The 25,867-nt window shown below is 56.3% G+C and carries 25 protein-coding genes; 14 read left to right on the top strand and 11 right to left on the bottom strand.

Translation table 11 applies throughout. The features are described 5' to 3' along the window. Positions 1-97 precede the first annotated feature (97 nt). The 5 genes from ACIQT8_RS22510 to ACIQT8_RS22490 all read left to right on the top strand — a co-directional run bounded on the left by ACIQT8_RS22510 (position 98) and on the right by ACIQT8_RS22490 (position 7,516). Complete coding sequence (locus ACIQT8_RS22510) at positions 98-2,185, top strand: ABC transporter substrate-binding protein (RefSeq protein WP_400969989.1); 2,088 nt, start codon at positions 98-100, stop codon at positions 2,183-2,185. A 110-nt stretch (positions 2,186-2,295) separates the two neighbouring features. Then, positions 2,296-3,303 carry an ABC transporter permease gene (locus ACIQT8_RS22505; protein ID WP_138792698.1) on the top strand — a complete coding sequence of 336 codons (1,008 nt, stop codon included), beginning with the start codon at positions 2,296-2,298 and terminating at the stop codon, positions 3,301-3,303. A 2-nt stretch (positions 3,304-3,305) separates the two neighbouring features. Further along, positions 3,306-4,442, top strand: coding sequence for an ABC transporter permease (locus ACIQT8_RS22500; RefSeq protein ID WP_400969986.1), 1,137 nt, complete (start codon positions 3,306-3,308; stop codon positions 4,440-4,442). 12 nt (positions 4,443-4,454) lie between these two features. Next, positions 4,455-6,122, top strand: coding sequence for an ABC transporter ATP-binding protein (locus ACIQT8_RS22495; RefSeq protein ID WP_400969984.1), 1,668 nt, complete (start codon positions 4,455-4,457; stop codon positions 6,120-6,122). 20 nt (positions 6,123-6,142) lie between these two features. Then, complete coding sequence (locus ACIQT8_RS22490; protein ID WP_400969981.1) at positions 6,143-7,516, top strand: alpha-glucosidase/alpha-galactosidase; 1,374 nt, start codon at positions 6,143-6,145, stop codon at positions 7,514-7,516. A 130-nt stretch (positions 7,517-7,646) separates the two neighbouring features. On the opposite strand, the gene ACIQT8_RS22485 is transcribed toward ACIQT8_RS22490, so the two are convergent. Next, entirely contained in the window at positions 7,647-8,522 is an 876-nt protein-coding gene (locus ACIQT8_RS22485) for a diguanylate cyclase (protein ID WP_400969978.1), read from the bottom strand. A gap of 208 nt (positions 8,523-8,730) precedes the next feature. After that, positions 8,731-9,963 (bottom strand): MFS transporter, encoded by a 1,233-nt coding sequence (locus ACIQT8_RS22480; protein WP_400969975.1) that lies wholly within the window; start codon positions 9,961-9,963, stop codon positions 8,731-8,733. A gap of 106 nt (positions 9,964-10,069) precedes the next feature. On the opposite strand from ACIQT8_RS22480, the gene ACIQT8_RS22475 reads away from it, so the two are divergent. The 8 genes from ACIQT8_RS22475 (at position 10,070) to ACIQT8_RS22440 (ending at position 17,441) form a co-directional block, all read left to right on the top strand. Continuing rightward, positions 10,070-10,540: a winged helix-turn-helix transcriptional regulator gene (locus ACIQT8_RS22475; RefSeq protein WP_400969972.1), complete on the top strand. Its 471-nt coding sequence runs from the start codon at positions 10,070-10,072 to the stop codon at positions 10,538-10,540. Between the two features lie 119 nt (positions 10,541-10,659). Further along, complete coding sequence (locus ACIQT8_RS22470; RefSeq protein ID WP_400969970.1) at positions 10,660-11,673, top strand: substrate-binding domain-containing protein; 1,014 nt, start codon at positions 10,660-10,662, stop codon at positions 11,671-11,673. Positions 11,674-11,891: 218 nt separating this feature from the next. Beyond that, positions 11,892-13,043: an extracellular solute-binding protein gene (locus ACIQT8_RS22465; RefSeq protein ID WP_262526486.1), complete on the top strand. Its 1,152-nt coding sequence runs from the start codon at positions 11,892-11,894 to the stop codon at positions 13,041-13,043. Then, the gene (locus tag ACIQT8_RS22460) at positions 13,040-13,924 is read left to right on the top strand and encodes an ABC transporter permease (protein ID WP_400969967.1); all 885 of its coding nucleotides are present in this window, start codon (positions 13,040-13,042) and stop codon (positions 13,922-13,924) included. The genes ACIQT8_RS22465 and ACIQT8_RS22460 overlap by 4 nt, the downstream gene beginning before the upstream one ends. 1 nt (position 13,925) lies before the next feature. Continuing rightward, positions 13,926-14,750, top strand: coding sequence for an ABC transporter permease (locus ACIQT8_RS22455; RefSeq protein ID WP_400969964.1), 825 nt, complete (start codon positions 13,926-13,928; stop codon positions 14,748-14,750). 8 nt (positions 14,751-14,758) lie between these two features. Then, entirely contained in the window at positions 14,759-15,799 is a 1,041-nt protein-coding gene (locus tag ACIQT8_RS22450; protein WP_400969961.1) for an ABC transporter ATP-binding protein, read from the top strand. Next, the gene (locus tag ACIQT8_RS22445) at positions 15,796-16,632 is read left to right on the top strand and encodes a glycerophosphodiester phosphodiesterase (RefSeq protein WP_400969959.1); all 837 of its coding nucleotides are present in this window, start codon (positions 15,796-15,798) and stop codon (positions 16,630-16,632) included. Before ACIQT8_RS22450 ends, ACIQT8_RS22445 begins: the two co-directional genes overlap by 4 nt. Further along, the gene (locus tag ACIQT8_RS22440; protein WP_400969956.1) at positions 16,629-17,441 is read left to right on the top strand and encodes an inositol monophosphatase family protein; all 813 of its coding nucleotides are present in this window, start codon (positions 16,629-16,631) and stop codon (positions 17,439-17,441) included. Before ACIQT8_RS22445 ends, ACIQT8_RS22440 begins: the two co-directional genes overlap by 4 nt. Before the next feature lie 60 nt (positions 17,442-17,501). Here ACIQT8_RS22440 and ACIQT8_RS22435 read toward each other — a convergent pair whose 3' ends face one another. Both ACIQT8_RS22435 and ACIQT8_RS22430 read right to left on the bottom strand, forming a co-directional pair. Continuing rightward, the gene (locus ACIQT8_RS22435; protein WP_400969953.1) at positions 17,502-18,698 is read right to left on the bottom strand and encodes an MFS transporter; all 1,197 of its coding nucleotides are present in this window, start codon (positions 18,696-18,698) and stop codon (positions 17,502-17,504) included. Further along, entirely contained in the window at positions 18,695-19,060 is a 366-nt protein-coding gene (locus tag ACIQT8_RS22430; protein WP_400969950.1) for an antibiotic biosynthesis monooxygenase, read from the bottom strand. The genes ACIQT8_RS22435 and ACIQT8_RS22430 overlap by 4 nt, the downstream gene beginning before the upstream one ends. A gap of 124 nt (positions 19,061-19,184) precedes the next feature. On the opposite strand from ACIQT8_RS22430, the gene ACIQT8_RS22425 reads away from it, so the two are divergent. Then, positions 19,185-20,072, top strand: a complete 888-nt coding sequence (locus ACIQT8_RS22425; protein WP_400969947.1) for a LysR family transcriptional regulator — start codon at positions 19,185-19,187, stop codon at positions 20,070-20,072. A gap of 43 nt (positions 20,073-20,115) precedes the next feature. Here ACIQT8_RS22425 and ACIQT8_RS22420 read toward each other — a convergent pair whose 3' ends face one another. The 7 genes from ACIQT8_RS22420 to ACIQT8_RS22390 form a co-directional block, all read right to left on the bottom strand. Further along, complete coding sequence (locus ACIQT8_RS22420) at positions 20,116-20,826, bottom strand: anti-sigma factor domain-containing protein (protein ID WP_400969944.1); 711 nt, start codon at positions 20,824-20,826, stop codon at positions 20,116-20,118. Then, positions 20,823-21,365: a sigma-70 family RNA polymerase sigma factor gene (locus tag ACIQT8_RS22415; RefSeq protein WP_138792680.1), complete on the bottom strand. Its 543-nt coding sequence runs from the start codon at positions 21,363-21,365 to the stop codon at positions 20,823-20,825. Before ACIQT8_RS22415 ends, ACIQT8_RS22420 begins: the two co-directional genes overlap by 4 nt. Positions 21,366-21,496: 131 nt before the next feature. Beyond that, positions 21,497-21,925: a DUF2177 family protein gene (locus tag ACIQT8_RS22410; protein ID WP_400969941.1), complete on the bottom strand. Its 429-nt coding sequence runs from the start codon at positions 21,923-21,925 to the stop codon at positions 21,497-21,499. Between the two features lie 16 nt (positions 21,926-21,941). Beyond that, positions 21,942-22,301 (bottom strand): DUF2147 domain-containing protein, encoded by a 360-nt coding sequence (locus tag ACIQT8_RS22405; protein ID WP_400970142.1) that lies wholly within the window; start codon positions 22,299-22,301, stop codon positions 21,942-21,944. Positions 22,302-22,315: 14 nt separating this feature from the next. Beyond that, a complete protein-coding gene (locus ACIQT8_RS22400) occupies positions 22,316-23,596 on the bottom strand; it encodes a class I SAM-dependent methyltransferase (protein ID WP_400969938.1) in 1,281 nt (426 codons plus the stop codon). Next, positions 23,583-24,401, bottom strand: coding sequence for a DUF1365 domain-containing protein (locus ACIQT8_RS22395; RefSeq protein WP_400969935.1), 819 nt, complete (start codon positions 24,399-24,401; stop codon positions 23,583-23,585). Before ACIQT8_RS22395 ends, ACIQT8_RS22400 begins: the two co-directional genes overlap by 14 nt. Then, positions 24,398-25,771 carry an NAD(P)/FAD-dependent oxidoreductase gene (locus tag ACIQT8_RS22390; RefSeq protein ID WP_400969932.1) on the bottom strand — a complete coding sequence of 458 codons (1,374 nt, stop codon included), beginning with the start codon at positions 25,769-25,771 and terminating at the stop codon, positions 24,398-24,400. Before ACIQT8_RS22390 ends, ACIQT8_RS22395 begins: the two co-directional genes overlap by 4 nt. Positions 25,772-25,867 lie beyond the last annotated feature (96 nt).

Genomic DNA, 25,867 nt, shown 5'->3' with positions numbered 1-25,867 from the left:
CATAAGCGTGGTGCGTGGCGATAGGGAGTTCGCGACGCACCCGTCGCCGTGGAGAAGAGGCAGACGCGGGACGCGCTGCCATTTGGGAGGAATGACGATGCAACTTCGACGTAAGACTGCCACCATCGCTGCCTTGACCCTGGGCGTTTCGATGATCGCGCTCGGTGCCAATGCATTCGAGACGACAACGCCGCCAGAGCCGCCGCAATTTCCGGCAGAGGGCAAGATCAACCACGTTTCGCGGGATTCGATCCTGGAGTTCAAGGCGCTGCCATCTTACAGCCAGCCCGACTGGGTCGCCGAAAAATTCGAAAAGACCGGCAAGCTTCCGCCGCTCAAGGATCGCCTGCCGGAGGAGCCGCTCGTCTACAAGTCCGGTAATCTTCCCGACGGTATGGGTGTCTATGGCGATACCATGCGCCACGTTGTTGGCGGTCGGCCGGAGGGATGGAACTATATCGCCGGTCAGAGCCAGGGGTGGGGCGGTATCGACATTGCGCTTTCCGAATGCCTGACGCGAACCGCACCTCTCTTTCAGGTCGATGCCAAGGACACAGAGCCGCTCCCCAATCTCGCGAAAAGCTGGGAATGGTCCGAGGACGGTCACACGCTGACAATGCATCTGGTCAAGGGTGCAAAATGGTCAGATGGCGAGGCCTTCAACGCCGATGACGTGATGTTCTATTGGGAAGATGCGGTGATCGATCCCAATGTTTCGCCTCTGGGTGGCGGGGCGTCGCCGGAAGCCTTCGGCGAGGGAACGACGCTCAAGAAAATCGATGACTATACGGTGGAATGGACGTTCAAGAGCGCCTTCCCGAAGCAATACCTCTACACAATGGCCTATCCGAGCTTTTGCCCCGGGCCGTCTCATATCCTGAAGCCCCAGCACCCCAAATATTCCGGCAACACCTACAACCAGTTCAAGAACGCCTTTCCGCCGGAATATATGAACATGCCGGTGATGGGCGCCTGGGTGCCTGTCGAATATCGGCCCGATGATATTATCGTCCTGCGCCGCAATCCCTATTACTGGAAGGTCGACGAGAAAGGTCAGCAACTGCCTTATCTCAATGAGGTTCACTACAAACTCTCGACCTGGGCCGACCGTGACGTTCAGGCAGTGGCGGGATCCGGTGACATTTCCAACCTCGAGCAGCCGGAAAACTTCGTGGCATCGTTGAAGCGCGCTGCCGACCCCAACGCACCGGCCCGGCTTGCCTTCGGTCCAAGGCTCATCGGTTATAACCTGCAGATGAATTTCTCTGCCAACGGCTGGGGTAACCCGGACGAACGGGGGCAAGCGATCCGCGAGCTCAATCGAAACGAAGTTTTCCGCAAGGCGGTAACGTCCGCGATCGATCGCAAGGCAATCGGCGATTCCCTCGTGAAAGGTCCGTTCACAGCAATCTATCCAGGCGGGATCTCCTCGGGGACGAGCTTCTACGACCGCAATTCGACTGTCTATTATCCTTTCGACCTTGAAGCTTCCAAAGCAGCACTCGCCGAGATTGGTCTGAAAGATACGGATGGCGATGGTATTTTGAATTTTCCCAAGGAAACGCTTGGTGGGCGTAATGTGGAGATCATTCTTCTCGTCAACAATGGCTATGCGACCGACAAGAGTATTGCAGAAGGCCTGGTCGGACAGATGGCGAAACTCGGGCTGCGCATCATCCTGAACAGCCTGGATTCCAACCAGCGCGATGCCGCCCATTATGGCGGCCAGTTCGACTGGCTGGTCCGGCGCAATTCCACTGAGCTATCCTCGGTCGTGCAGAACACGGAGCAACTGGCTCCAGTCGGTCCGCGCACAAGCTGGAACCACCGCTCACCCGAAGGCAAGGAACTGGACCTCATGCCATTCGAAAAGGAAATGGCTGATCTCGTCCGCAAATTCATCTCCTCGCAGGACAATGCCGAGCGGGCAGAACTAATGAAGCAGTACCAGAAGGTCTACACCCAGAACCTCTACACGATCGGTCTCACTGAATATCCGGGTGCGCTGATCGTCAACAAGCGCTTCTCCAATGTGCCGCAAGGCACGCCGATCTTCATGTTCAACTGGGCTGAGGACGCGATTATCCGCGAACGGCTGTGGGTGGCTGCTGACAAGCAGGGCAAATATGAACTCTATCCCGAGCAGCTTCCCGGAAAGCCGGGTGAAGGCGGTCCGATCAATTAAGAGCTCCTCCCGGAGAAACCTAGACCGGTCGCGCGTGAAGCGCGGCCGGAGGCAGGCACCCGGCAAACCGTGATCCGTCACGGCTTGCCCAAACGGAGGAAGACCGTTCGATGCTGAGATTCCTGATGATACGCATCAGCTCCGCCATTCCGGTGTTGCTGATCCTGAGCGTGGTGACATTCGCCATCATCCAGGCGCCGCCTGGTGACTACGCCGACTACATTCGCTCGCAGTTGATGAACCAGGGCGGGGCGTCGTTCGAACAGGCGCAGGCTCAAGCCCAGGCGTATCGCATCGAGCATGGTCTCGATAAGCCGCTTGTGGTGCAGTATTTCAACTGGATTGGCGGGATCGTTACCAGAGGCGATTTCGGCTACAGCTTCTATTACAACAAGCCCGTTGCCGATGTGGTCGGAGAGCGTCTGCCACGCACCATCGTGCTGGCACTCGTATGCCATATCCTCGCATCGCTGCTGGGCATTGGTTTTGGCATATGGGCGGCGACGCGCCAATATTCCTGGGTCGACAATCTTCTCTCGGCCATTTCCTTTCTTGGGATGACCATTCCCCGGTTCTTGATGGCGTTGATCCTGGTTTACCTGATGGTTTTCCATTTCGATGTCTCTGAAATCGGCAGTTTCTTCTCGCCGCAATACGGTGGAGCACCATGGTCCTGGGCGAAATTCCTCGATCTCGTCAGTCATGTCTGGCCGGTTGTCGCGATCGCGGTGTTCGGCGGACTTGCCTACAATATGCGCGTCATGCGCGGTAATCTGCTCGACACGCTGAACGCACAATATGTCGAAACGGCGCGGGCCAAGGGGTTGTCGGAAGGCGCGGTCATCATGCGTCACGCAGTCCCCAACGCCGTGCATCCGCTGGTCATGTATCAGGGTGTCGTGCTGCCCTACATGCTGAGTGGCGAAATCGAGACCGCAATCATCTTTGCATTGCCAACCGTTGGTCCGGCGATCGTCGGCTCCATGGCGGTTGGTGATGTCTATGTAACCGCGACCTTCATGATGGTGCTCGCGGCGACACTCATCATTGGCAACATCATCGCTGACATGATGCTTGCCATGCTCGATCCGCGCGTCCGCGAATTCGGGAGGGCATAACAATGCTGGCATTCGAAGACACCAAACAGGACGTCGACGTGACCTCGAAAGTGCGCGAACCCCACCATGTCAACGAAAGCTATGTCGCGCTGGTCTGGCGGCGGCTGAGACGATCTTTCACCGGCATGATCGGTCTGGTGCTGGTTGGGCTGCTGATGCTCGTCTCGATCTTCGCTGACTTTTTTGCTCCCATGAACCCGCTTGAAACGCACGAAAGCTTTTCACCGCCACAGGTCGTCCGGTTCACGGACAAGGAAGGGAATTTCGGGATCTGGCCGCGTGTTTATGCTACCGCCGAGACCGAAGAACTTGATCCGATTACCTTTCAACCGATTGTCGGTCCCGACTATGAGAACCCTCGTTATCTCGGTTTTTTTGTTAAGGGAGCGGAATACAGGCTGTTCGGCCTCATCCCTGCAAGCCGCCATTTCTTCGGCTCGACGGATGGTCAGCCGGTGCATTTCCTCGGCACGGATAAATTCGGGCGTGATGTCCTCTCACGGGCGATCTATGGCTCACGCATTTCCCTTGCCATTGCCTTGAGTGTTGTTGCCATCGTAACCGTCATCGGCACGAGCGTTGGGCTGATTTCAGGCTATTTCGGCGGTCCGCTGGACGCGTGGGTCCAGCGCTTCGTGGAAGTGGTTCTCGCCTTTCCACAATTGCCACTTTATCTCGCGTTGACATCACTCATCCCCGTAACCGCACCAACGACGATTTTTCTGATCTTCGTTGTCGGCGTCATGTCCGCGCTCGGCTGGGCCCAGATGTCGAGAGAAGTGCGCGGAAAGACACTTGCGCTGGCTCGTATTGATTACGTTCGTGCGGCCATGGCGGTCGGTGCCACAGACCGGCGCATCATATTCCAGCACATCCTTCCGAACGTGATGAGCCATGTGATCGTTGCCGTCACCTTGCATATTCCGAGTGTCGTCCTCCTGGAATCCTTCCTCGGTTTCCTTGGCTTTGCCGTCAAGCCGCCGCTGATTTCCTGGGGCCTGATGCTGCAGGACACGGCCACCTATTCGGTCATCGGCTCCTATCCCTGGATCCTGGCACCGGTCGGTTTTGTCCTCGTCACCGTCTTTGCCTTCAACGCGCTGGGCGACGGCCTGCGTGATGCTGTCGATCCTTATTGAGAGGAGCAAACCATGACTGTTGCTCACATGAATGCTTATGCGCCAGCCAAGCGCTACGATGCCGAACACCGTAATGACGAGGCCATCATTGACGCCCGCAACATCGCCGTGACCTTCAAGGTCGAACATGGCACGGTCGATGCCGTAAAGGATATCTCATTCCAGCTCTACAAGGGCGAGACCATCGCGATTGTCGGAGAATCCGGATCGGGAAAATCTGTTACCGCACGCACTGTCATGGGGTTGCTGACCAAACGGGCGACCGTTTCGAAGTCCTCGACAATCCGCTTCAATGGCGACGACATCCTGAAATTTTCGACACGTCAGCGCCGCGCACTTCGCGGCAATCGTATCTCCATGATCTTTCAGGAGCCAATGAGTTCGCTGAACCCGATCTACACAATCGGGAGCCAGATCGTCGAAGCGATCCGCGTTCACTCGAAAATGAACCGAAAGCAGGCGGAAGCGAGGGCGCTCGACCTTCTGAGGCAGGTGCAGATCCCTGAACCCGAAGCCCGCCTGAAACAGTATCCCCATCAGCTCTCAGGCGGACAGCGCCAGCGTGTCATGATTGCGATGGCTCTCGCAAACGACCCGGACGTGCTGATTGCCGATGAGCCGACAACCGCGCTCGATGTGACGGTGCAGGCCCAGATTCTGAACCTGATCCGCTCGCTTCAAAAGGAGCGGGGCATGGCGGTGGTGCTCATCACACACGATCTGACGATCGTCAAACAGTTCTCCGATTACGTATACGTCATGCAGCATGGCGAGATGCGTGAACACAATACGACGCAACAGCTTTTTGCTGCACCGAACCACCCCTATACGCGAAAGCTCCTTGCATCGGAGCCGCATGGCAAGGCGAAGCCCTTGCCGGAGAATTCCGGTGTGCTGCTGACCGCCAGCGGTGTGCGCGTGTCATTCATGATGCGCTACGGCGGCCTGTTCAAGCCCGAACTGAAGGAACTCGTTGCCGTCGACAGTCTCGGCTTGTCCCTCAAACGGCATGAAACATTGGGACTGGTCGGCGAATCCGGGTCGGGAAAGACCACCTTCGGCCAGTCATTGCTCAGGCTGAATGAACCCGCCGCTGGCGCCATCATTTTTGACAATCAGAAGATAGATGGCCGTTCAAGGGCCGAGATGCGCCCGCTTCGCTCACGCATGCAGATCGTCTTCCAGGACCCTTTCGCATCGCTTAATCCGCGCATGACGATCGGCCAAATCATCGAAGAGGGCTTGGTCATTAACGGCCTCGGGAAGACTAAGGCTGAAAGGCTTGACCGTGTCCGCGACGCATTGGAAGCAGCAGGTATGCCGGGCAACATTCTCTCGCGCTTCCCGCACGAATTTTCCGGCGGCCAGCGCCAGCGCATTGCCATTGCACGCGCTGTAGCACTCGAACCGGAATTCATCCTGTTGGATGAGCCAACATCGGCCCTCGATCTTTCGGTTCAGGCACAGATCATCGATCTCTTGCGCAAACTGCAGGATGAACGCGGTCTCAGTTATCTATTCATCTCGCATGACCTGAAGGTTGTCAGGGCGCTTTGCCACCGCGTTATCGTCATGCAGCACGGGCGCATCGTGGAAGAGGGCGCCGTCGAGGACGTTCTTTCCCATCCCAAGACCGAATACACCCAGCGGCTCGTCAGGGCTGCCTTCGAAATCGCTTGAATTCACTGCCGGAGGAAAAAATGGCAAGAAATCCCAGGATCACATTTATCGGCGCAGGCTCGACCGTCTTCATGAAAAACATCGTCGGCGATGTGCTGCAGCGCTCGGCGCTTTCGGGTGCCACCATCGCCTTGATGGACATCAATAAGGAACGTCTCGAGGAAAGCGCAATCGTCGTCAACAAGCTCATCCAGACGCTCGGCGCGAAGGCAAAGGCCGAGACCTACACGGACCAGAAAAAGGCACTAGCCGGTGCGGATTTCGTCGTGGTCGCGTTCCAAATCGGTGGCTATGAGCCTTGCACTGTGACCGACTTCGAGGTGCCGCGCAAATATGGTCTGCGACAGACAATCGCCGACACGCTGGGTGTTGGGGGTATCATGCGTGGCCTGCGCACGGTGCCGCATCTTTGGAAGATCTGCGAGGATATGCTGGCCGTCTGCCCCGACGCCATCATGCTGCAATATGTTAATCCGATGGCTATCAACACCTGGGCGATCGCGGAAAAATATCCAACAATCCGACAAGTCGGCTTGTGCCACTCGGTTCAGGGTACCGCAATGGAATTGGCCCATGACCTAGACATCCCGTACGAGGAAATCCGCTACCGCTCGGCCGGCATCAACCACATGGCGTTTTTCCTTGAGTTCGAGCATCGTCAGGCTGATGGCAGCTACAAAAATCTTTATCCTGACCTCGTGCGTGGCTATCGCGAAGGGCGTGCGCCGAAGCCAGGCTGGAACCCGCGCTGCCCAAACAAAGTGCGTTACGAAATGCTCACAAGGCTCGGTTATTTCGTGACCGAAAGCTCGGAGCATTTTGCCGAATACACGCCCTATTTCATCAAGGAGGGACGTGAGGACTTGATCGAGAAGTTTGGCATCCCGCTCGATGAATATCCAAAGCGTTGCATCGAGCAGATCGAGCGCTGGAAAGGGCAGGCAGAAGCCTACCGCTCGGCCGAGAAGATCGAGGTGAAGCAGTCGAAGGAATATGCGTCATCGATCATCAATTCGGTCTGGACGGGCGAGCCTTCGGTGATCTACGGAAATCAACGCAACAACGGCTGCATCACTTCCCTGCCGGCCGATTGCGCTGCAGAAGTTCCTTGCCTTGTTGACCACAACGGTATCCAGCCGACCTTCATCGGCGATCTGCCGCCGCAACTCACGGCCCTGATGCGGACCAATATCAATGTTCAGGAGCTTACTGTACGGGCACTGATGACGCAGAACCGTGAGCACATCTTCCATGCGGCTATGATGGACCCACATACGGCTGCGGAACTTGATCTCGATCAGATCTGGTCGATGGTTGACGATCTACTGCTTGCACATCGCGACTGGCTGCCGGATTGGACGCAGCTTGAAGTGAAGCGCGCACGCGCGGTCTGACGGCACCTGAGAAAGAACCAGCGTCGATCTGTCGGCGCTGGTCCATTTCGGTCTTGGAAGCTACCGCGTCCGTACCGGCGGGAACTGTGGTCATCTGCTGTGGACGATCCTGGCTTCCTACGGATTGGCTTTAGAGAACCGACACCCGGTTTCGCCCGGCGCGTTTTGCCAGATACATGCCCTCATCTGCACGCCTCAGGATGTCACTTGAGAAACGGTCCGGTGAACCGAACTCGCTGATGCCGCCACTGATTGTCGATTCGTAACGGAGGGTTTGTCTGAGGGTGATTGGAACGTGTTTTCTGAGATGCTCTGCAATCTCAACCGCGTCGTCGCGGCGGGTTTCGGGCATCACGACAACAAATTCGTCGCCACCGAATCGAGCAACCACATCACTTTGACGCAGGTTCTCCCGGCATAGACGGGCTATTTCGACCAATGCTGCATCACCGGCATGATGGCCCATCTCATCATTCAGTCGCTTGAAATTGTCGAGATCGAAAATCAGCACAGACGTCTGGGTTTGCTCTCGGACAAAAACATCCAGTCGTTCGTCGAGTGTTTCGATCAGTTTACGGCGGTTATACAGTCCTGTCAGCGCATCCGTTTCACTGAGTTGGCGCAGCTTCCTCTGGACTTCATTTTTGTCCGTGATGTTGCTTGCGACCCAGACCACAGCATCCTCGCCATCAACCTGGAAGCTGAGCGACTGAACACGCCCCTCAAAAAAGATCGAGTGACTTGGACCATCGCCCGCACCCTTTACGTCGCTTCCACTCAACTCATATTCAACGATATGGAGCGCGCGCGTTTGCAGCGCTTTTTCGATCTCGGCCGCAAACCAGCGTGCCTTTTCCTCTTTGAGCACGTCAAACATGCTCAGCCCGACAAGGCCGCTGCCGTCGTGGTAATGCCGGATGTCTTTTCCGCCGAAGACGGCAGCGTAGCGGCCGCTGCGCGTTAGGATGAAAGCAGGGTCTGGCAAGGATGACAGAATTGACGTCAACTGTTGCTGCGTAAACAAAGAATCACTACCTGCGTTACCTGACGATCCGGCCCTGATCCAATAAACCCAATGCATGCCAAAGCACATGTGGCAGGTTGGGCCTCTAGATCAGCCGTCTGATTCTTCCACTTTAGCACAGCTGCATTTCATTTTTCTAAATGTCGAGTTCTGTTGCAAGCGTCGCCCAGCGTCTTGAAGTAACCTCCTTTCATTCGGTGCATTTTCGTAGGTTGTTTGTTGTGAACCGCATCAAATGGGCCAGCCATAAGACTAGCGCTGCTGCACTGAATGTTGCTCCAAGAATGCAAACGCCCAGCCATCCAGACATGGAATATGCAGATGTCGCGCAGATGGCACCTGTCGCGCTGCCAATGGAGTAGAAAACCATGTAACCGCCGATCAGCCGGCTGCTCATATCAGGGTGCTCAGTGGCAATGACGCTGAGGTTCGTGACGTGGATGGCCTGGATCGCGAGATCCAGAACAAGGACACCAGCTAACAAAAAGGCCAGAGAAACGGGAAGAAAGGCAATCAGTCCCCACGATGCCAGTAATAGGGCCAGCGAGATCCCAGTGACCCATGTTCCAAAGCCACGGTCTGAGAGCCTTCCTGCATAGGTTGCGGCAAAAGCGCCAGCGACACCGACCAAGCCGAATAGCCCGATCTTGCTGTGGGAGTAGGACAATGGCGGTGCGCTCAAGGGAAGCACAAGTGCAGTCCAGAATGTGCTGAAGGAAGCGAAGATCGAGAAAGCGAGCAACCCGCGCAACAAAAGTCCGGGCTCACTCCAAAACATGCGCGGAACCGAAATAAGTGCATCGAAATAGGGCTCGGGTTTTCGCCTTGCTGGCTGCTGCGGCAGGCTCGACGTCAGGGCAATAATCATCAACACCATCAGCAGGGCAGATGTCAGATATACGGCGCGCCAACCACCGAGATCGGCGACCACTCCGGCTACGAAACGGGCTGCAAGGATGCCTGTGACGACACCGCCTGTGACTGTGCCGACGACCCTGCCGCGTTGAGCCGCCGCTGCCAAGGACGCGGCGTAGGCCACAAGGATCTGTACGAGAACGGCAAGCAGGCCGACCGCGATCATGCTGACGAGAAGGACGATAGGTGCTTTTGCTGTAGCGACGGTAGCGAGTGCAATCGCAGCTAGAAGACCCTGAGTGACGATCAGGCGGTGGCGATCGATCAGGTCTCCCAGTGGTACGATGAAGATCAGGCCGAGTGCATAGCCTACCTGAGTGAGTGTCACGATAAGGCCGACCGAGGCCTGGGATATCTCAAGATCCTTGGCCATGAGGTCTAGCAAAGGCTGGGCGTAATAGATATTGGCAACACTCAGGCCTGCTGCAGTCGCAAGCATGATTGTCTGTTTTGTCGAAAGGCCGGTCAGTTCAGTTTCCTGAGAAGCGCGGCTGGAACCGATGTCCATGTCTCAATCCTTGATGTCGTCATTTGCCGTTTCATCAAGACCATCCGGGTTGTGGCAAATCTAGTTCCAAGTTAGAACCGGTTTAGATAAATGGAGACCCGCGCAGATGGTGAAACGCGTCAGCCTTTGGAATGCCGGCTGCCCAGTGGCGAGGGCGCTGGATGTGATCGGCGACTGGTGGTCGCTGCTGATCATCCGCGACGCGTTTGATGGCGCATGCCGCTTCGGCGAGTTCCAGACAGGATTGGGTATCGGCAAGGGTGTGCTGGCGAGCCGATTGCGGGATCTGGTGAAACGCGGAATTTTCGTGACAGCGCCCGCCTCGGATGGCACCGCATACCGCGAGTATGTTCTTACAGCCAAAGGGCAGGAGTTGTTCCCGGTGATTGTTGCTCTACGTCAGTGGGGAGAGGGGCATCTTTTCGCGGCTAATGAAGAACGCTCGCATCTGGTGGACAGGCAAGAGGGTGAAAAGATTGCGCGTCTGGAGGTGCGCTCTGCCGACGGTCGCTCCCTTGCATGGGATGATACAGAGGTCCGCCACGCCAACGATGCAAAATGCCAGCCTTTCGCTTGAGGCGGACGATGGCCGTATCTGCTAAACAACGGTCCCGTTGTAACGCCGCTTTTCCTCCCTTGACCGAGCCCTCGTCTTCGCCACTATCGTGAACGACTGCTAACCAGGTGATACTTCCCATGCGTGAACACGAACGTCGTCTTTTTATCAGCGCCCGCATGGTCGCGGAGCGGGCTGGCGTTTCTCGCTCCGCAGTGTCCCGGACATTTACCGATGGGGCGAGCGTATCGGAGGAAACGCGCCGTAAGGTTCTCGAAGCAGCACGGGCTCTCGGTTACCACGTCAATCATCTCGCACGTGGTTTGCGCGAACGCAGCAATATCGTCTGCCTTGTGGTCGCGGATATCGCGACGCCGATCCGCGCAAAGCTCATCGATGAACTCACCCGTAAGCTCCAGGCCGCTGGAAAGATTACGATGGTCATCAACACAGAGACGGATACCGATAGCGTGTCGGCGGCCTTGGGAATGACTCTGAACTATCGCGCCGACGCGACCGTGGTTCTCTCCGGTACACCCTCCGCGTCATTGATCGAGACCTGCCTGGCAAACGGACAACAAGTCGTCCTGATCAATCGCGACGACCCATTGTCTGGCGGACACAATCTCGGTGTGGACAATGGCTTCGCTGGGCGAGAAGCATTTTTCCTGTTGAAACGAGCAGGGTGCAGACGCCTCGGTGTCGTGACATCAACGGCCCGCACAGCGAGCCTGTTGGAGCGAGAACATGTCTTTACCGAAGCAGCGGAGGCAGCAGGTATTCCGGTTTCGGTCATAGCAGCCGGACCGACGAGCTACGCCTCCGGTCTGGAGGCGGCGCGCCGCGTCTTCGGTCGGTCCGAAGCGCCAGACGGTGTGTTCTGCGTGACCGATTTGTTGGCGTTGGGGTTCATGGATGGCGCGAGGGATGAATTCGGCCTCGATATTCCCCGCGATCTTTGCGTCGTCGGATTCGATGACATCGCTCAATCCGATTGGCGGGCTTATCGGTTGACGACCTTTTCCCAGCCGTTGACAGAAATGGCCGAGCACGTCGTTGCACTTATTGCTCAATCGGCACTTGCGAGCGACGAACGCCGTGTGTTCGAACCCATGCCGGTATGGCGAAATTCGGTAAGACCATCCACACGATAGATCGATCCTGCCTATTTCTGGATCCTGTGCACCGATGTTGCACACGTGATCAATCCGATAGCTGTCATTAAAGCGTTACGTAGCGGCTTTAGAAGCGCTTCAGGTACGAGGGAGGCATGCACACGTGTGTAGCACCAGCGGCCAGCGCCGACTTTGATCTCCAGCTAATCGGGTCCGCGCTTGAAAACGTCAACGCGCCGACTGAATCGGAGACAACAATGAAACGCCGTACTTTTATGATGTCCGCAGCCGCCGCAACTGCGGGCCTCGCTTTTGCGCCACGGATGGGTTTTGCTGCTGAGGGTACGATCGACTGGTACACCAGTTCAGACACCAATATTCTGGATTTCTGGACCAATACAGTGAAGCCCGCCTTCGAGGCCGCCAACCCGGGCATCAAGCTCAATCTGGTGGATGCCGGTGATGGCGCCGGTGTTATTGCAATTGGTGAGCGCGCCATTGCTGCGAAGCAGACCAATGCAGATCCGCAGGCAGATTATTTCGAATCCGCCGATGCCCTTCTTCCGGCCGGCGCAATCAAGGCTGGCGTCTACACCAACCTCAAGCAAGCTGGCCTTAAAAATTACGCGAAGGTCAATCCGCTGGCAATCGAGAGCGAATACAGCCTTCCGTATCGCGGTTCCCAGGTTCTGCTTGCCTATGACACGACGAAACTGAAACCCGCGGACGCTCCCAAAACCTGGGATCAACTGGTAACTTGGATCAAGGCAAATCCGGGTCAGTTCATCTATAATCGTCCCGACAAGGGCGGCTCGGGCGGTAACTTCGTTCGCCGCGCTATTCACCAGGCCAATGGTCTCGACCCCAAGCACTTCAAGGTCGACAACTACACCCAGGAATTTGGCGATGATGCTCTGGGCAAGGCATGGAAGCTTCTTGCTGATATCGCTCCGTCGCTCTACGACAAGGGAGCCTATTCATCCGGCAACACGCAATCCTTGCAACTGCTTTCTCAGGGCGTTGTGACCATGATCCCGGTCTGGTCTGACCAAGTGCTGCAAGCGATTGACCAGGGTGTTCTACCAAAGGAAACTGGCCTCGTTCAGTTGCAGGATCTGGCACTGTGCGGCGGCTTTACCCGCTCTGTCGTGATCGCAAACGGCAAAAACCACGAAGCATCGCTCAAGCTTGCCGACTTCATGTTGTCGGAAGAGATGCAGAGCGCCATCCTCACCGAACTTGGCGGTTTTCCTGGCGTTTCCTGGGATCACGTCTCGGCTGATCTGCGCGAAAAATTCGCCGACATCATTCCGCAAAGCATCCCGACATTCCCGGGCGGCAAGTGGGAAGCAGCCATCAATGACGGCTGGTATCGCAACGTTGCTCCGAGCATCGATCGCAAGTCGTGACACAGGCTCTCGACGAAGCGGACACACCGCGTGAACAAACGGCAGCAAGCAGGAGGCCGATTGGTCTCCTGCTCGTCGCCATACCCGTCTTTCTGGTGATCTGGCTTGTTATCTGGCCAGCGATCAATGCCATCAGTCGCACAGTCTGGCGCACAAACGCGGATGGGCGAGTAGGCTTTGACCTTTCAAGCTATGCATTCTTCTTTTCGGACCGCTACAGCCTCGACAATCTCGTCGTAACGCTCTGGACCACGCTCGTCTGTGCGCTGCTGTTGCTGGTGATCTGCCTTCCGATTGCGCTTTATCTGCGCTTTTCGCACGGTCGCTTGCCCGCCTACGTTCAGGCGCTCGCCATTCTGCCGATGTTCGTTCCATCGATCATTCTGGCGTTTGCATTCATCCGTGTCCTTGGGCCGAACGGAATGCTCGACATCCTCTTGAATGCCGTTGGACTACCCAAGATCCGAACGCCCTATCTCACACCATGGGGGCCGGTGATCGGTCTTGTCTGGGACAATATTCCACTGACTGTCCTGATCCTGCTTTCCGGTCTGGGTAGCGTCGCAAATCAGTCGATCGAAGCCGCACGCGATGTTGGCGCAAACGCATTGCGCGTCTTTTGGCACATCATCTTGCCGAAAATTTCCAACTCCATTCTCGTCGCTCTTTCCTTCTCGGTGTTGGGGATCTTTTCTTCATTCACGCTGCCCTATCTGCTTGGTCCCGCGTCGCCCGAAATGATTGGACCTTTCATGCAACGCACGCTCCGCGATGTTCAGGATCCGATAGGTGCCATGACCCAGGCTGTTGTCGCCTTTGGTTTTTGCATCCTGTTCGGCCTTTTTTATGTGCGCTCCGTGGCGCGTAACCGGGGAAAATGAGATGTCGACTTTAGCTCCCGCGCGCCGCCATGTTGACTGGTCGGGGTTTCTATTTGCGACCGTTTTGACCATGGTCATCGTTGGGCCGCTTCTTGTTGTCGGTACCTGGGCCTTCACCGAGGTCTGGCGGTATCCCAACATCGTTCCGCAGCAATTCGGTTTCCGCTTCTGGGGACAAACTCTCGGGCGCCCCGATGTCTGGAATGCGCTAACCCTCAGCCTGCAATTGTCCACAGTCGTAACGCTTCTGTCTGCGTTGATCTGCCTTCCTGCTGCCTACGCCTTTGCACGCATGCAGTTTCCAGGCCGCGACATCCTGTTCTTCTCGTTTCTCGCCGGCCACGCATTCCCGAAATTCGGTCTACTCGTCGCGATTGCGGCCATTTTTCTACAGCTCAATTTGATTGGAACGTTCTGGGGCGTGGTCCTCATCCAGCTCGTCGGTACGCTGATGTTCATGATCTGGATACCGGTTGCGGCGTTTCAGGCGGTTGATCGGCGTATGGAAGAGGCTGCGCGTGATGTTGGCGCCAGCCCGTTGCGGGTCTTCTGGTCGATTACCCTTCCGCAGGCAGGTCCTACCATTGCTGCCGCTATTCTCCTCAGCTTTGTCGGGACGTTTTATGAAACCGAAGGCGCCTGGCTGATTGGTGCTCCAGCTATCCGCACCATGCCGGTGCTGATGATCAGCTACATCAACAATCAGATGGTCATCCAGTATGGCGCCGTTCTTTCGGTCCTGCTCTGGGTCCCATCATTCGTCGCCCTCATCTTCGCGCGCCGCATCATCGGTGGTGGTGCATTTGCCCGCGGGTTCGGCGGTTAGGAATTATCATGTCTGTACTTCAAATCTCCAAGGTTACGAAAAGCTTCTCCGGAGGCACCAAGGCAGTGGACAGCTTTTCGCTCGATGTCGCCGATGGTGAAGTGGTTTGCCTGCTTGGCCCATCCGGGTCGGGAAAATCCACGCTGTTGCGCATGGTTGGCGGCTTTGAACAGCCGACAGGGGGGCGCATCACCATCGATGGTGAGGACGTTACCCACCTTCCGCCAGAGCGCCGGCCCACCGGGATGGTTTTCCAGAGCCATGCGCTGTGGAGCCATATGAACGTCTTCAAGAACCTCGCCTTTGGTCTCAAACTGAGGCGGATGCCTCATGCCGAAATCAAGGAAAAGGTTGAGGCCGTCCTTGAGTTGGTGGGGCTTGCCGGATACGGCGAACGCATGACCACCCAGCTTTCTGGCGGTCAACAGCAGCGCGTTGCACTCGCACGCTCACTTGTCCTCGAGCCAAAGATCCTGTTGCTGGACGAACCTTTTGCCAGTCTTGACCAGCACTTGCGTGAGCGGTTGAGAGAAGAGGTTCGTGACATCCAGCAACGTCTCGGCATCACGACCCTTTTTGTGACGCACGGTCAGGATGAGGCGCTGTCCATGGCGGACCGGATCGTCGTTATGGCCAATGGCAAGACCGAGCAGATTGGCCGGCCAGATACCGTCTACCGCGATCCACAGACGCCGTTTGTGGCCGGTTTCATCGGTACGATGAACCTGATCGAGGGTCATGTGGCGGACGGCCACTTCCTGCGTGCAGACCTTGCAGTCAGGGTACCCGTGGGAGACGGTCCGGCCACACTTGCGATCCGCCCTGAAGCGCTTGATATCGAGGTTTCGCAACATGCGAAGGCTAAGGTCCATCGCGTCACCGACTACGGTTCGCATGGTCTCGTCGATATCGATCTTGCCGATGGGACGAGGCTGAAATCCATGGTGGGCCATCCCGATCTTTTCCGGGCCGGGCAAGGTGTGGAGCTTCTGCCGCGCGCAGTTGCGGCCTATCGAAACAACCAGCAAATCCATCGGAGCGAAGTGTGAGCGCGCCTCTCCATATCGAACGTAATGGTCATAGAACCTGGATAAAATGGCATCGTGGACGCCGGAAAGCCAGTGACCCCGTGTTCACCGGAAAGCGCATCATCGAGGCAATGCAACTCGGCGCGAGTGTCGAGGTGGATCTTGTTGTGCACGGCGGTGCGGGCTTTGCGGTCCTGCATGACTTAACGTTAGAGCGGGAAACGACGGGCCGAGGAAAGGTGCAAGCTAAATCTGCCGACGATCTGCGTGGCCTCTTCCTGCGCGACAACGATGGTCATCCGATCGATGAAAACGTCATGCTCCTTGAAGACCTGTGCACCTTGCTTTCCAGGCAAGGGGCTCACCCCGATGCTTTGCTGCAACTCGACTTCAAGCAGGACCTTCAGGCGCTCAATCCAGAGGTTATTGCAAATTTCGCAAAGTGTTCTTTCCCAGTAGCGAAGTCTTTGATCCTATCTGGTGGCGACTTTGATGCGATCTCAGTCCTTGCGGAAGCCGCCCCAGGGATCGCGACGGGTTATGATCCTTGTTATGGGGAGAGCCTCCAACGATTGCAGGCTGACGGTGATTACATGCGCTTCATAGAGGAAGCGCTGAACACTGCTCCAGATGCTCGAATGATCTATCTCGATTACCGCATCGTCCTTCATGCCGAGGACGCCGGGGTAGACCTCATCGCGCCCGTTCACGCATCGGGACGTCGCGTCGATGCTTGGACGATCAACCAAGTATCACCACAGACAATCCCCCAGATCGAGAGGCTATTGCGGCTGAAGGTCGACCAAATAACAACAGACGACCCGGAAGGGTTAGCCAAGGTCTTCAATCCATGACAATCAACTACAGTACGATCCTCGATCACATGGTTGCCACGGCGCGCGAAGCCGGTGCATTGACCCTTGAGCACTTCAAGCGCTTCCGGGATATTGAAATCGGCATCAAGGGCCCTGGCGATTTTGTTTCGGATGCGGATATGCAGTCTGAGACACTGATCCGCGATCGTTTGCTGAGCCAGTACCCCTGGGGACTGACGGGTGAGGAGTTTGCCCCTGTCGACGGCTCGAATAACGATCATCGCTGGCTGGTCGATCCTATCGATGGCACAACGAATTTTATCTATGGGCAGCACTATACGATTACGATTTCGCTTCGCCGCGGCAACGAAACAATCTGCGGTCTGGTCTATAATCCGGTGGCGGACGAAATGTTCACGGCAATGAAGGGGGAGGGCGCCTATCTGAACGGGGTGCGGCTCAAGGTCAGTGCCAGCGAGGACGTCGCCCTGATGTGCGTTGGTACCGGGTTGCCGACCCCAAATCTCTCGCTGCATGCGGGAGCCTATCAGCGTCTTGACGCAATCCGAGCACCCATCGGTGCGGTGCGCATAGTAGGGAGTGCGGCGAACTCCTGCGCCTACGTAGCCTGCGGCCGGCTGACGGGGTATTATGAGGAAACTGGTTTCATTGATACGGCGGCAGGCATCCTGCTTGTCGAGGAGGCAGGAGGCATTGTCACTGACTGGTGGGGACGTGGGGCCGATGTTTACGAAAAGACCGGCACCCTGATCGTCGCCAATCCTGCCACCCATGCCTATCTTCTGGACAATTTGCGCAGCGCGCCGCCGAAAAACCCCGCCTCTTAACTTTCGTTGTTTGATCGAAAATTACAGGCCGCGTTACCAAACGGTGCGCGGCCTGCACAGTCACGATCTGAAGGCGTTGCGGCAAACCACGGTCACGGCGAGGCAAAGAAACAGGAGTGCAAGGGTAACAGGGACATAGCCTTCCACGCCAAGATGGTTGAGAATTCCACCGCCCAGCAGTCCGCCGCCGGCTATGGCAATGTTCCAGACAGTAACCAGCATCGATTGTGCCGCATCCGTCTGCTTTCTTGCGCTCCGCGCCATGGCCGTTTGGAAAATCGTCGCGGCCCCTCCAAAGGCGAGCCCCCATAAACCGACTGAAGCGTAGACCCCAGTCCGTTCCGTCGGCCATATTCCCATGACAGCGGAAGCGAGGAGGAAGGTGAGGCAACTCGCGACAGCAAGCAGCCATAGCCAGCGATCAACAAATGCGCCGACAAACCAAATTCCTATGAGTGAAACACACCCGAAGAGGAATAAAACGGCGTCGACCCGGTGCTCAAGACCGGCAGGCCGCAGCAGCGGAACGATGTAAGTATAGAGGATGTTATGCGCCAGCACGAATGTCAGCGTAACGAACAGGATCGGACGGACACCCGGTATGCGCGCTGTTTGGCCGAGTGACTGCTTGTCGTTGGAATGCTGTCCCTGAAAATCGGGTAACTGAGTAGCGATCCAAAGGGTGAGTAGAACTGCCGTTATGCTCATGAGAAGAAAGCAGGTTCGCCACCCAATGACAGTTCCCAGAAGTGTCGCTGCGGGAACCCCGATCGATAGCGCCAGGGGCGTGCCGGCCATAGCGATAGCGATCGCGCGGCCTTTTTGCGCGTCCGGAACCATGCGGGCTGCGTAGCCCGCAAGCAGTGCCCACAACAGTCCAGCAGAAATACCTGCAAGGAAACGGGCAACCATCGTCAGGCTGTAGGAGGTTGAGATAGCCGTGATGAGGTTTGCGAATGCAAAGCCTGCGATGGTCACAGCCAGCAATGGGCGTCGACGCATGTTTCGCGTCACACGGGTCAAAGGGATCGCCGCGATGAGTGAGCCGATCGCGTAGACCGTGACCATCTGACCAACGGATGCCTGAGAGACTGAAAGGTCGCTGGATATCTGAGGTAAAAGTCCAGCGGGAAGTGCCTCGGTCAGGATGGTAATGAACCCCGACAGTGCCAGGGCGATCAACGCCGCCAAAGGAAAGGCATCTTTCGTGCTATGCGAATCTCCACGTGTGTCGTGCCGGGAAGCGAGATCAGTCATCTTGCGTCCTCGCTGGCCGTCCGCTTGGGCAGCACGAGGTCATCCACTTTATAAGTGTGAAATTCGCTGGTTGAGACCGTATCCAGTCGCGCAAACTTCTCGACGAAGACAGGGTCTGAGAAGAACTCTCCAACATTGTCGGCACCCTGGATCGCTTCAATATTGACGACCGTCAGCCCGTCGGTGCTTTTTGCGAGGCTACTCCATAAGAACCCTTCCTTGCGTTCAGCAACGTAGTGGACAACGTCCTGGATGATTTCAAACGCTTCATCCTGTTTTCCCGGGTGAACCTGGATGACGTTGACGATGAAAGTCGTCGGTACGGGTTGGATTGCAAAACCGGCTGATGTGCTCGTTACCATCGAAATCTCCACTGAAATTTGCCGCCTTGTTTGGCGTGCAAGATCTGGATATCTCGATGCAAATGTCGGATAAATGAGCTTTAATTCTTGATATAACGGAAAAAATTTCCGCAATGGAGGGGCCGTGGACAAGCTCGGAACGCTCAGTATCTTCGTGCAGGTTGCAGAGGTCGGAAGCTTCGTTTCGGCCGGGCATCGTCTTGGGATTTCCGGCTCTGCCGTAGGCAAGGCAATAGCAAGGCTCGAAGATGAACTCGGTGTTCGCCTGTTCAATCGCTCTACCCGCAGCATGGCGCTAACGGAAGAAGGCAGCTTCTTTCTCGATACGTGCCGCCGCATTCAAGCAGAATATGAAGAGGTACAAGCGAGGCTGTCCCGGTCGCACGCTACGCCTCGCGGACAACTACGTGTCAGCCTGCCGCTAGCGGGCATGTTGCTGATGCCAACGATCGCCGATTTCATGAAAACCTACCCTGAGGTCAACCTGGATCTCGATTTCACGGATCGTATTGTTGACGTCATCGAAGAAGGTTTCGATGCCGTGATCCGAACCGGGGACGTCAAAGACACCCGACTGATGAGCCGCAAGCTCGGGACGTTCAGGCATGTTATCGTCGCTTCGCCTGATTATCTCGCGAAAAACGGCGCTCCGCAGCTGCCTGAAGACCTCCTTCAGCATCAATGCCTCCACCACCGTTTTGCCAATTCCGGCAAGCTCGAACCATGGCCGCTGGTTCGTGACGGTCGCGATATCAAACTCGATTTGCCGGTTAGCACCGTTGCCAGCACACTTGAGCCGCTGATCTTTCTCGCGCAGCGCTCGTTCGGCATTACCTGTCTTCCCCCCTTCGCGGTAACATCCGAAATTGCTGGGGGAAGCCTGGTACCGGTGCTCGATGATTATCTGGCAGGGACTGGTCAGTTTCGCGTGTTGTGGCCGACCAGCCGCTATCTGTCACCGAAGGTCAGGGCGTTCGTAGACTTCATGGCAGCTAACCTGTTTGCGGCGTGAATTCTGCCGCTGAAGGTTGCCTCACCATGGTGGATCATCTCTACTAGAGGTGTCGGGCCGTACCCACAGCAATGACGGGGCCGGTAGCCTGACCTGTTGGCGAACCGCCGAACGGCTCCACACTCACTGCAAAGGTTGTTCCTTCTGCGATGTCGGAACGCATGTCAGCCGGGATGATCAGGTCACCACTCGCGCCGGGCTGGAACACACCAAGCGAACGAGTAGAGCCATTCTTCTGAACAAGCCAGAGTTCCAGCGACTTCTCGTCCGGTTTGCCGACCGCAACAGGCACAATGCGCATTCGCCCGCTCTCAGCATCGTAAGAGGCAAGGAGATTAACCTGACTGTCGGTCGTCGCGAGTTCTGCCACGAGCGCTGTCGGTTTGGGTTGAATGACAGGCAATACAGCAAGAGCCAACGCAACTACGGCAAGCGCGCCTGTCCCGAGCGCAGTCCAGCGCCAGAACCGGATCGAGTTCCATAAACCTTGCTTGACGGCCTCTTCTTTCGAGCCGAAGAGGCGTGCCTCGATGCGCGCGAAAATCGCGGCGTCTGGCATCTGATCGAGATACTCATCGTTGAAAGAAACGAGTTCCTGCTGCCAGCGCTCAACGAGGTGTGCAAACGCCTTGTCTTCCTTCATCCGTTCTTCGAGCGCGCGACGCGTCGCAACTGGCAGGACCCCAAGAACGTATTCTCCGGCGAGGATTTCGTCGCGCGACCCCATACCGCCGCTGTGTGATCCCTCGCTCATCGCTGCATGCACTCCCTCAGTTTGAGGAGGCTACGTCTCAGCCATGTTCTGACGGTGTTCAACGGGACCCGTAATTCGTCGGCAAGCTCTAGATAACTCAATCCTTCGACATAGGCGCGGCGTACGGCTTGCGCATGTGCGGTGTCGAGCTGCCGCATGCAATCGTCAATCCTTCGCCCTTCATCCGCAAGAACAACCTGTTGCTCGGGAGAGCGAATGCTATCGTCTGCCAGATCGTAGGCCTCATCGATGTCGTCGGCCTCAGGTTTACGCGCCCTTATCGTATCTATCGCGTGATTGCGCGCAATTGTCGCCAGCCAGGTTGTCGCTGTCCCGGCGCTGACGGCGAAGGTTTTGGCACGCTGCCACACCTTGATATATATCTCCTGAAGAGCCTCTTCAGCATCTGTTTTGTCGCGCAGGATTTTCAAGCAGATTGCAAAGAGCCGAGGACTGGTGGCTCGATAGAGTGACGCGAATGCTGCGCGATCGCCCATCCCGACGCGGTTGATAAGAGTAGCGATCTCATTACCCTGCATTCGCATATACCCTGCTGTTTTTCCTTTATAGAATTCATTCTGGCGCGAAAGCAAGGTTGAGGAAAAAGTAAGCTCCCATCCCTTCCGTGTGAAAGGGGACAATGGCCATGAAAGCGGGAGCGCCTCTGTCATCATAGACCTGCCGGAGTTGTATCTGGGGCGGCCAGGCGCATGGTGATGAGATAGGAAATCGTTGCAGCTGCTGCCGAGACAAACGTCCCCCATGCCAGATCAGCGATGGTGAGTGTCGTTGACCAGCTTTTCAGCGTTGCCTGATTGGTCAAGTCATACGTGGCATAGGCCATGAACCCGACAATGGCGCCGTAAAGCAAGGCAGTATTCCACTGCCCTGAAACCAGCGCCGGTTTTACCGCGAGAAAAGCAAGGCCTGCGGCGTAGATCAAATAAAATGCGATCGCCGGACCCACCCTGAAGGTGTCAGCCAAAAGGTCGCCGATCGCCGGGCGGTATAGCCTTGATGCCATGGCACTAAGCCAGATGAAGTCGATCACCAGAAAGGCGATGAGTGTCGAGACGTAAGCTACGAGAGCGGTTTTCATCCTTGTCCTCCTTCGTTCAGTCGATCCGTGTCCAATTGATCCCTTTACAAAGAAGTCCTGCGACAATGCAGCCCTTTGTCGTCATGCTGCTTCCCGAAATGGTGATGGATAGCCGGTAGGATTTATCGCGCTGGGGATCGAAGGCAGTTCCCGAATATCCACCTCCGGCATCCGGCTTGATATCCATAATGAGCTGGTCGCCTGCTTTTTCACGAGGCGTTCCTGGCTTGATCCAGGTGTTGGTGGCACAGATATTTTCGCCGCAAGGAGCAATGCGGACTTTGGCATTGCCATCGCCACGCGCCCAATCTCCATCAAGTTCACTAGCACGGATGCTGGTCGCGGCTGACGCGAGCAGGATCGTAACTGTTCCCATCACGACAACGCGTTTCATGACACGCCTCTCTCATGCTCAACGCTTGACGAAGTCTGATAGCGCTCACTGTTCTCGATGACGTAAAAGCCGACGTCGATCGCTCCCTCTGCAAAACCCGCTTCGCAGTAGCAGAGATAATAGTCCCAGAGACGCCTGAAACGATCATCGAAGCCGAGCAGCGCAATCGTCTGCCATTTCGCATCAAAACGGAGCCGCCACTCAGCCAAAGTTCGTGCGTACGAAATCCCAAAAAGTTCTTTTTCACAGAGTTTTAGGCCTGATTTCTCGACTGATTTCTCAATAGCATTCTGCGATGGAAGGAAGCCGCCAGGGAAAATATAGCGCTGGATGAAATCAGCCTTGCGCCGATAGGTTTCAAAGCGATCTTCGTCAATGGAGATCACTTGCAGCACCGCCCGACCGCCAGGCTTCAGGCAACTTTTCAGCGTTTCGAAATAGCTCGGCCAGTATGCTTCGCCGACAGCCTCGAACATTTCGATTGAGACGATGCGATCGAAACGCCCATGTGTATCGCGATAATCCTGGAGCCTGAGGTCAATGCGGTCAGATTGACCTGCTTTTGCAACGGCATCGTTGGCAAAAGCCAGTTGTGACGGTGAAAGCGTGATACCGGTGACCTTCGCGTCATGTTCGCGTGCCAGGTGCGTCGCAAGCGCTCCCCATCCGCAACCGATTTCAAGAATGGTCTCGCCCCCGGACAAGCGCAACTTTTCCGCAATACGCCGAAGTTTGTTGGCCTGAGCATCTTCGAGTGTCGATGTGGTCTCGTCAAAAACGGCAGAAGAGTAGAGCATCGAGGAGTCGAGCCACTGGCGATAAAACTCGTTGCCGAGGTCATAGTGAGCTTCGATATTCCGTCTACTGCCACTCTTGGTATTGGCGTTTAGACTATGGGCGAGACGGTTTGCCAGGCGCATAGGCAGGCTGCCGCGCATTGAACCGCTTAGTGCTTGGCGATTTTGGGCGGCAAAACGGATAAGGGCCGTGAGGTCAGGGGTAGTCCAGTCGCCGGCTATGTAGCCATCTGCGAACCCGATATCACCATTGAGCACCAGTCGTCTCAGCGCGCGCCAGCGATGGATTATGAAGGTGGCCTCCGGACCGGAGTTTTCACCGCATTTTTCCACCGATGCTCCATCCGGCAAGATGACACGCAATCTTCCATTGGTAATCCTGTTCAAGAGCCGCTTCATCAACCAGCCACCCATGCCGATTGGCCGTGTGCTCCCTGGATTTGCAGCAGATATTTCAGTCAGGTTTTCAAACGGGGTCATGGATTTTGGCCTCGGTTTGGTTTGGTGAAGGGCGGATAAAGGAAATGGGGGTACGAGGAGGCGGAGGACGCTTCTTCAACGTCACGCCTTTGAGCCAGATTTTCAAAGCTTCCCAGTGAATGCCGCCGATGACTTTTAGCGTCAGGAGCGGAATCATGAAAAACGCTCTCAGAAGTGCACCATCGGTCAGCGCCACACGGCGGGCTAGGTGGCGCGCTGTCAGGACAATTCCTTCAGCGTCGAAGGTGTCGATACGGATTTTAAGTGTCTCACCGGGTGGGATTACATGAAACGTGTAGTGAAGATCCATCTCCATGAAGGGAGAGACATAAAACCGTTTGTCGCAGCGTTGGACGATGTCGTTGCCATTATCTGTCTCAACCGGGATGAGGTAAGAATGACGCTCACCGAAGGTGTTATCGACCTCCCATAAAATTGCGGCCAGTGACCCGTCGCGCCTGTAGCAGAAAAACTCAGAAAGTGGATTGAAAGACCAGCCGAGGAGGCGGGGCATGGTCAGCAATCTGATCGGCCCGCCGTCCGGCTCAATACCCGCCGCTTTCATTGCATTTTCGATCTGTCCGCGCAGGTCATCGCCACTTCTGTCACCTCGATCTTTAGGGAAGAACGAAAACAGATTGAAACGGTCAACCGAGAACAGCCTCAAACGCCTGTTGAGTGTGCCCAGTTCATCGAGGTCGATAAGGAGCGAGTAAATCCGATAGCTAAGCCGGTGTTCCCTGGGTTTGAAACGCACATGCGTGACATGTCCTGGAAAAATCGCTGAGGCGAGAGGCTCGTTCATGCCGGTGCCTCCATCCATTCCTGGCGGTTCGGCTTTCCAGCGAGGGGACGCCGGACAATGCGGCTGCTTTCGTTTTTAACCTGCCAGGGGCGTCTGATGCCGCCAAGGTCTTCAGCGACGGCAAGACCTGCCTGAATGCCGTCTTCATGAAAACCGGAGCCGAAATACGCGCCGCAGAACCACGTGTTCCGGTAGCCCTGAAGAGCCCACAAATGACGTTGTGCGCGCTCGGTGTGTTCATCGAATACGGGATGATCGTAAATCTCTTCGCAAACGACGCTCTGCGCAGAGGGTTCGCGAACGGGGTTGAGGGTGACGAACGTCTCTGGCGCGTGGCCTAGAGGTTGGAGCCTGTTCATCCAGTAGGTGATGGTCGGCTGGCGGTTGGTGTTGTTCGTATGGGTGACGTAATTCCAACTCGACCACGCGGCCCGCCGTTTGGGCATCAGTTCCGCGTCCGTGTGCAGAACTGCACGGTTTTTTGTGTAGCTGAAGGCCCCAAGGATATTCTTTTCGGCGTGTGTGGCATCCGACAGCATCTCAAGTGCCTGATCCGCGTGGGTTGCGATCACCACGTCGTCGAATTGATGTCTTCGTCCGAAACCGTCTGTTATCGCAATACCATCCGGTGTCCGGCGGATCTCCGTCACACGGGTCGACAGCCGGATCCTGTCACTAAAACCCGTGGTGATGCGTCTGACATACTCGCGACTTCCACCGGTAACAGTGCGCCACTGGGGGCGGTTGCGCAGCAATAGCAGGCCGTGGTTGTGGCAGAACTTCACGAACTGCGCTGCCGGGTAGCGCCCGACGTCCATCGCAGGCGTAGACCATATGGCAGCTGCCATCGGATAGAGATGATCATCACGAAATGCCGAGCCATAGCGATGGCGTGTGAGATACTCGTCGATTGACATATTGCCCATCTCTGGCAGGTCGCCGGGGGCATCGCGGTAAAATCGCAAGAGATCTGCTAGCATGTTCCAGAACCGTGGCCGCAGCAAATTGCTCTTTTGTGCGAAGAGCCCAAAACGGGTTCCGCCAGCATATTCGAACGCACCTTCGTTCAGTGACACGGCAAAGGACATGTTGGATGCCGTCGTAGGGACGTCGAGTTCTTTGAAAAGTGCCGTCAGATTGGGATAGGTCACCTCATTGTAGACAATGAAGCCTGTGTCGACCGAAACCGGGCCACTCACACTTTCGAAATCAACGGTGTTGCTGTGGCCGCCGATCCGGCTCGCGGCCTCAAACACCGTCACCTGGTGACGTTTGGAGAGCAGCCACGCGGCAGAGAGGCCGGAGATACCCGTCCCGATGACCGCTATTTTAAGGCCTCGTTTCTGATCGGACGTTCCAGTTTCGGTCATGGGGTCCTCTTGGTCACGCATAAAGTGTTTGCGCATATGCAAGGACAACTACGAGGAACCGGTCTGATGAGTTTCATGGGCCGGAACGTTTTTTGA

The sequence above is a fragment of the Agrobacterium sp. NPDC090273 genome (assembly GCF_044772305.1).
Classification (GTDB): domain Bacteria; phylum Pseudomonadota; class Alphaproteobacteria; order Rhizobiales; family Rhizobiaceae; genus Agrobacterium.
Note: the sequence above shows the minus strand (reverse complement) of the source record. Positions and strands in the feature narration are given on the sequence as shown.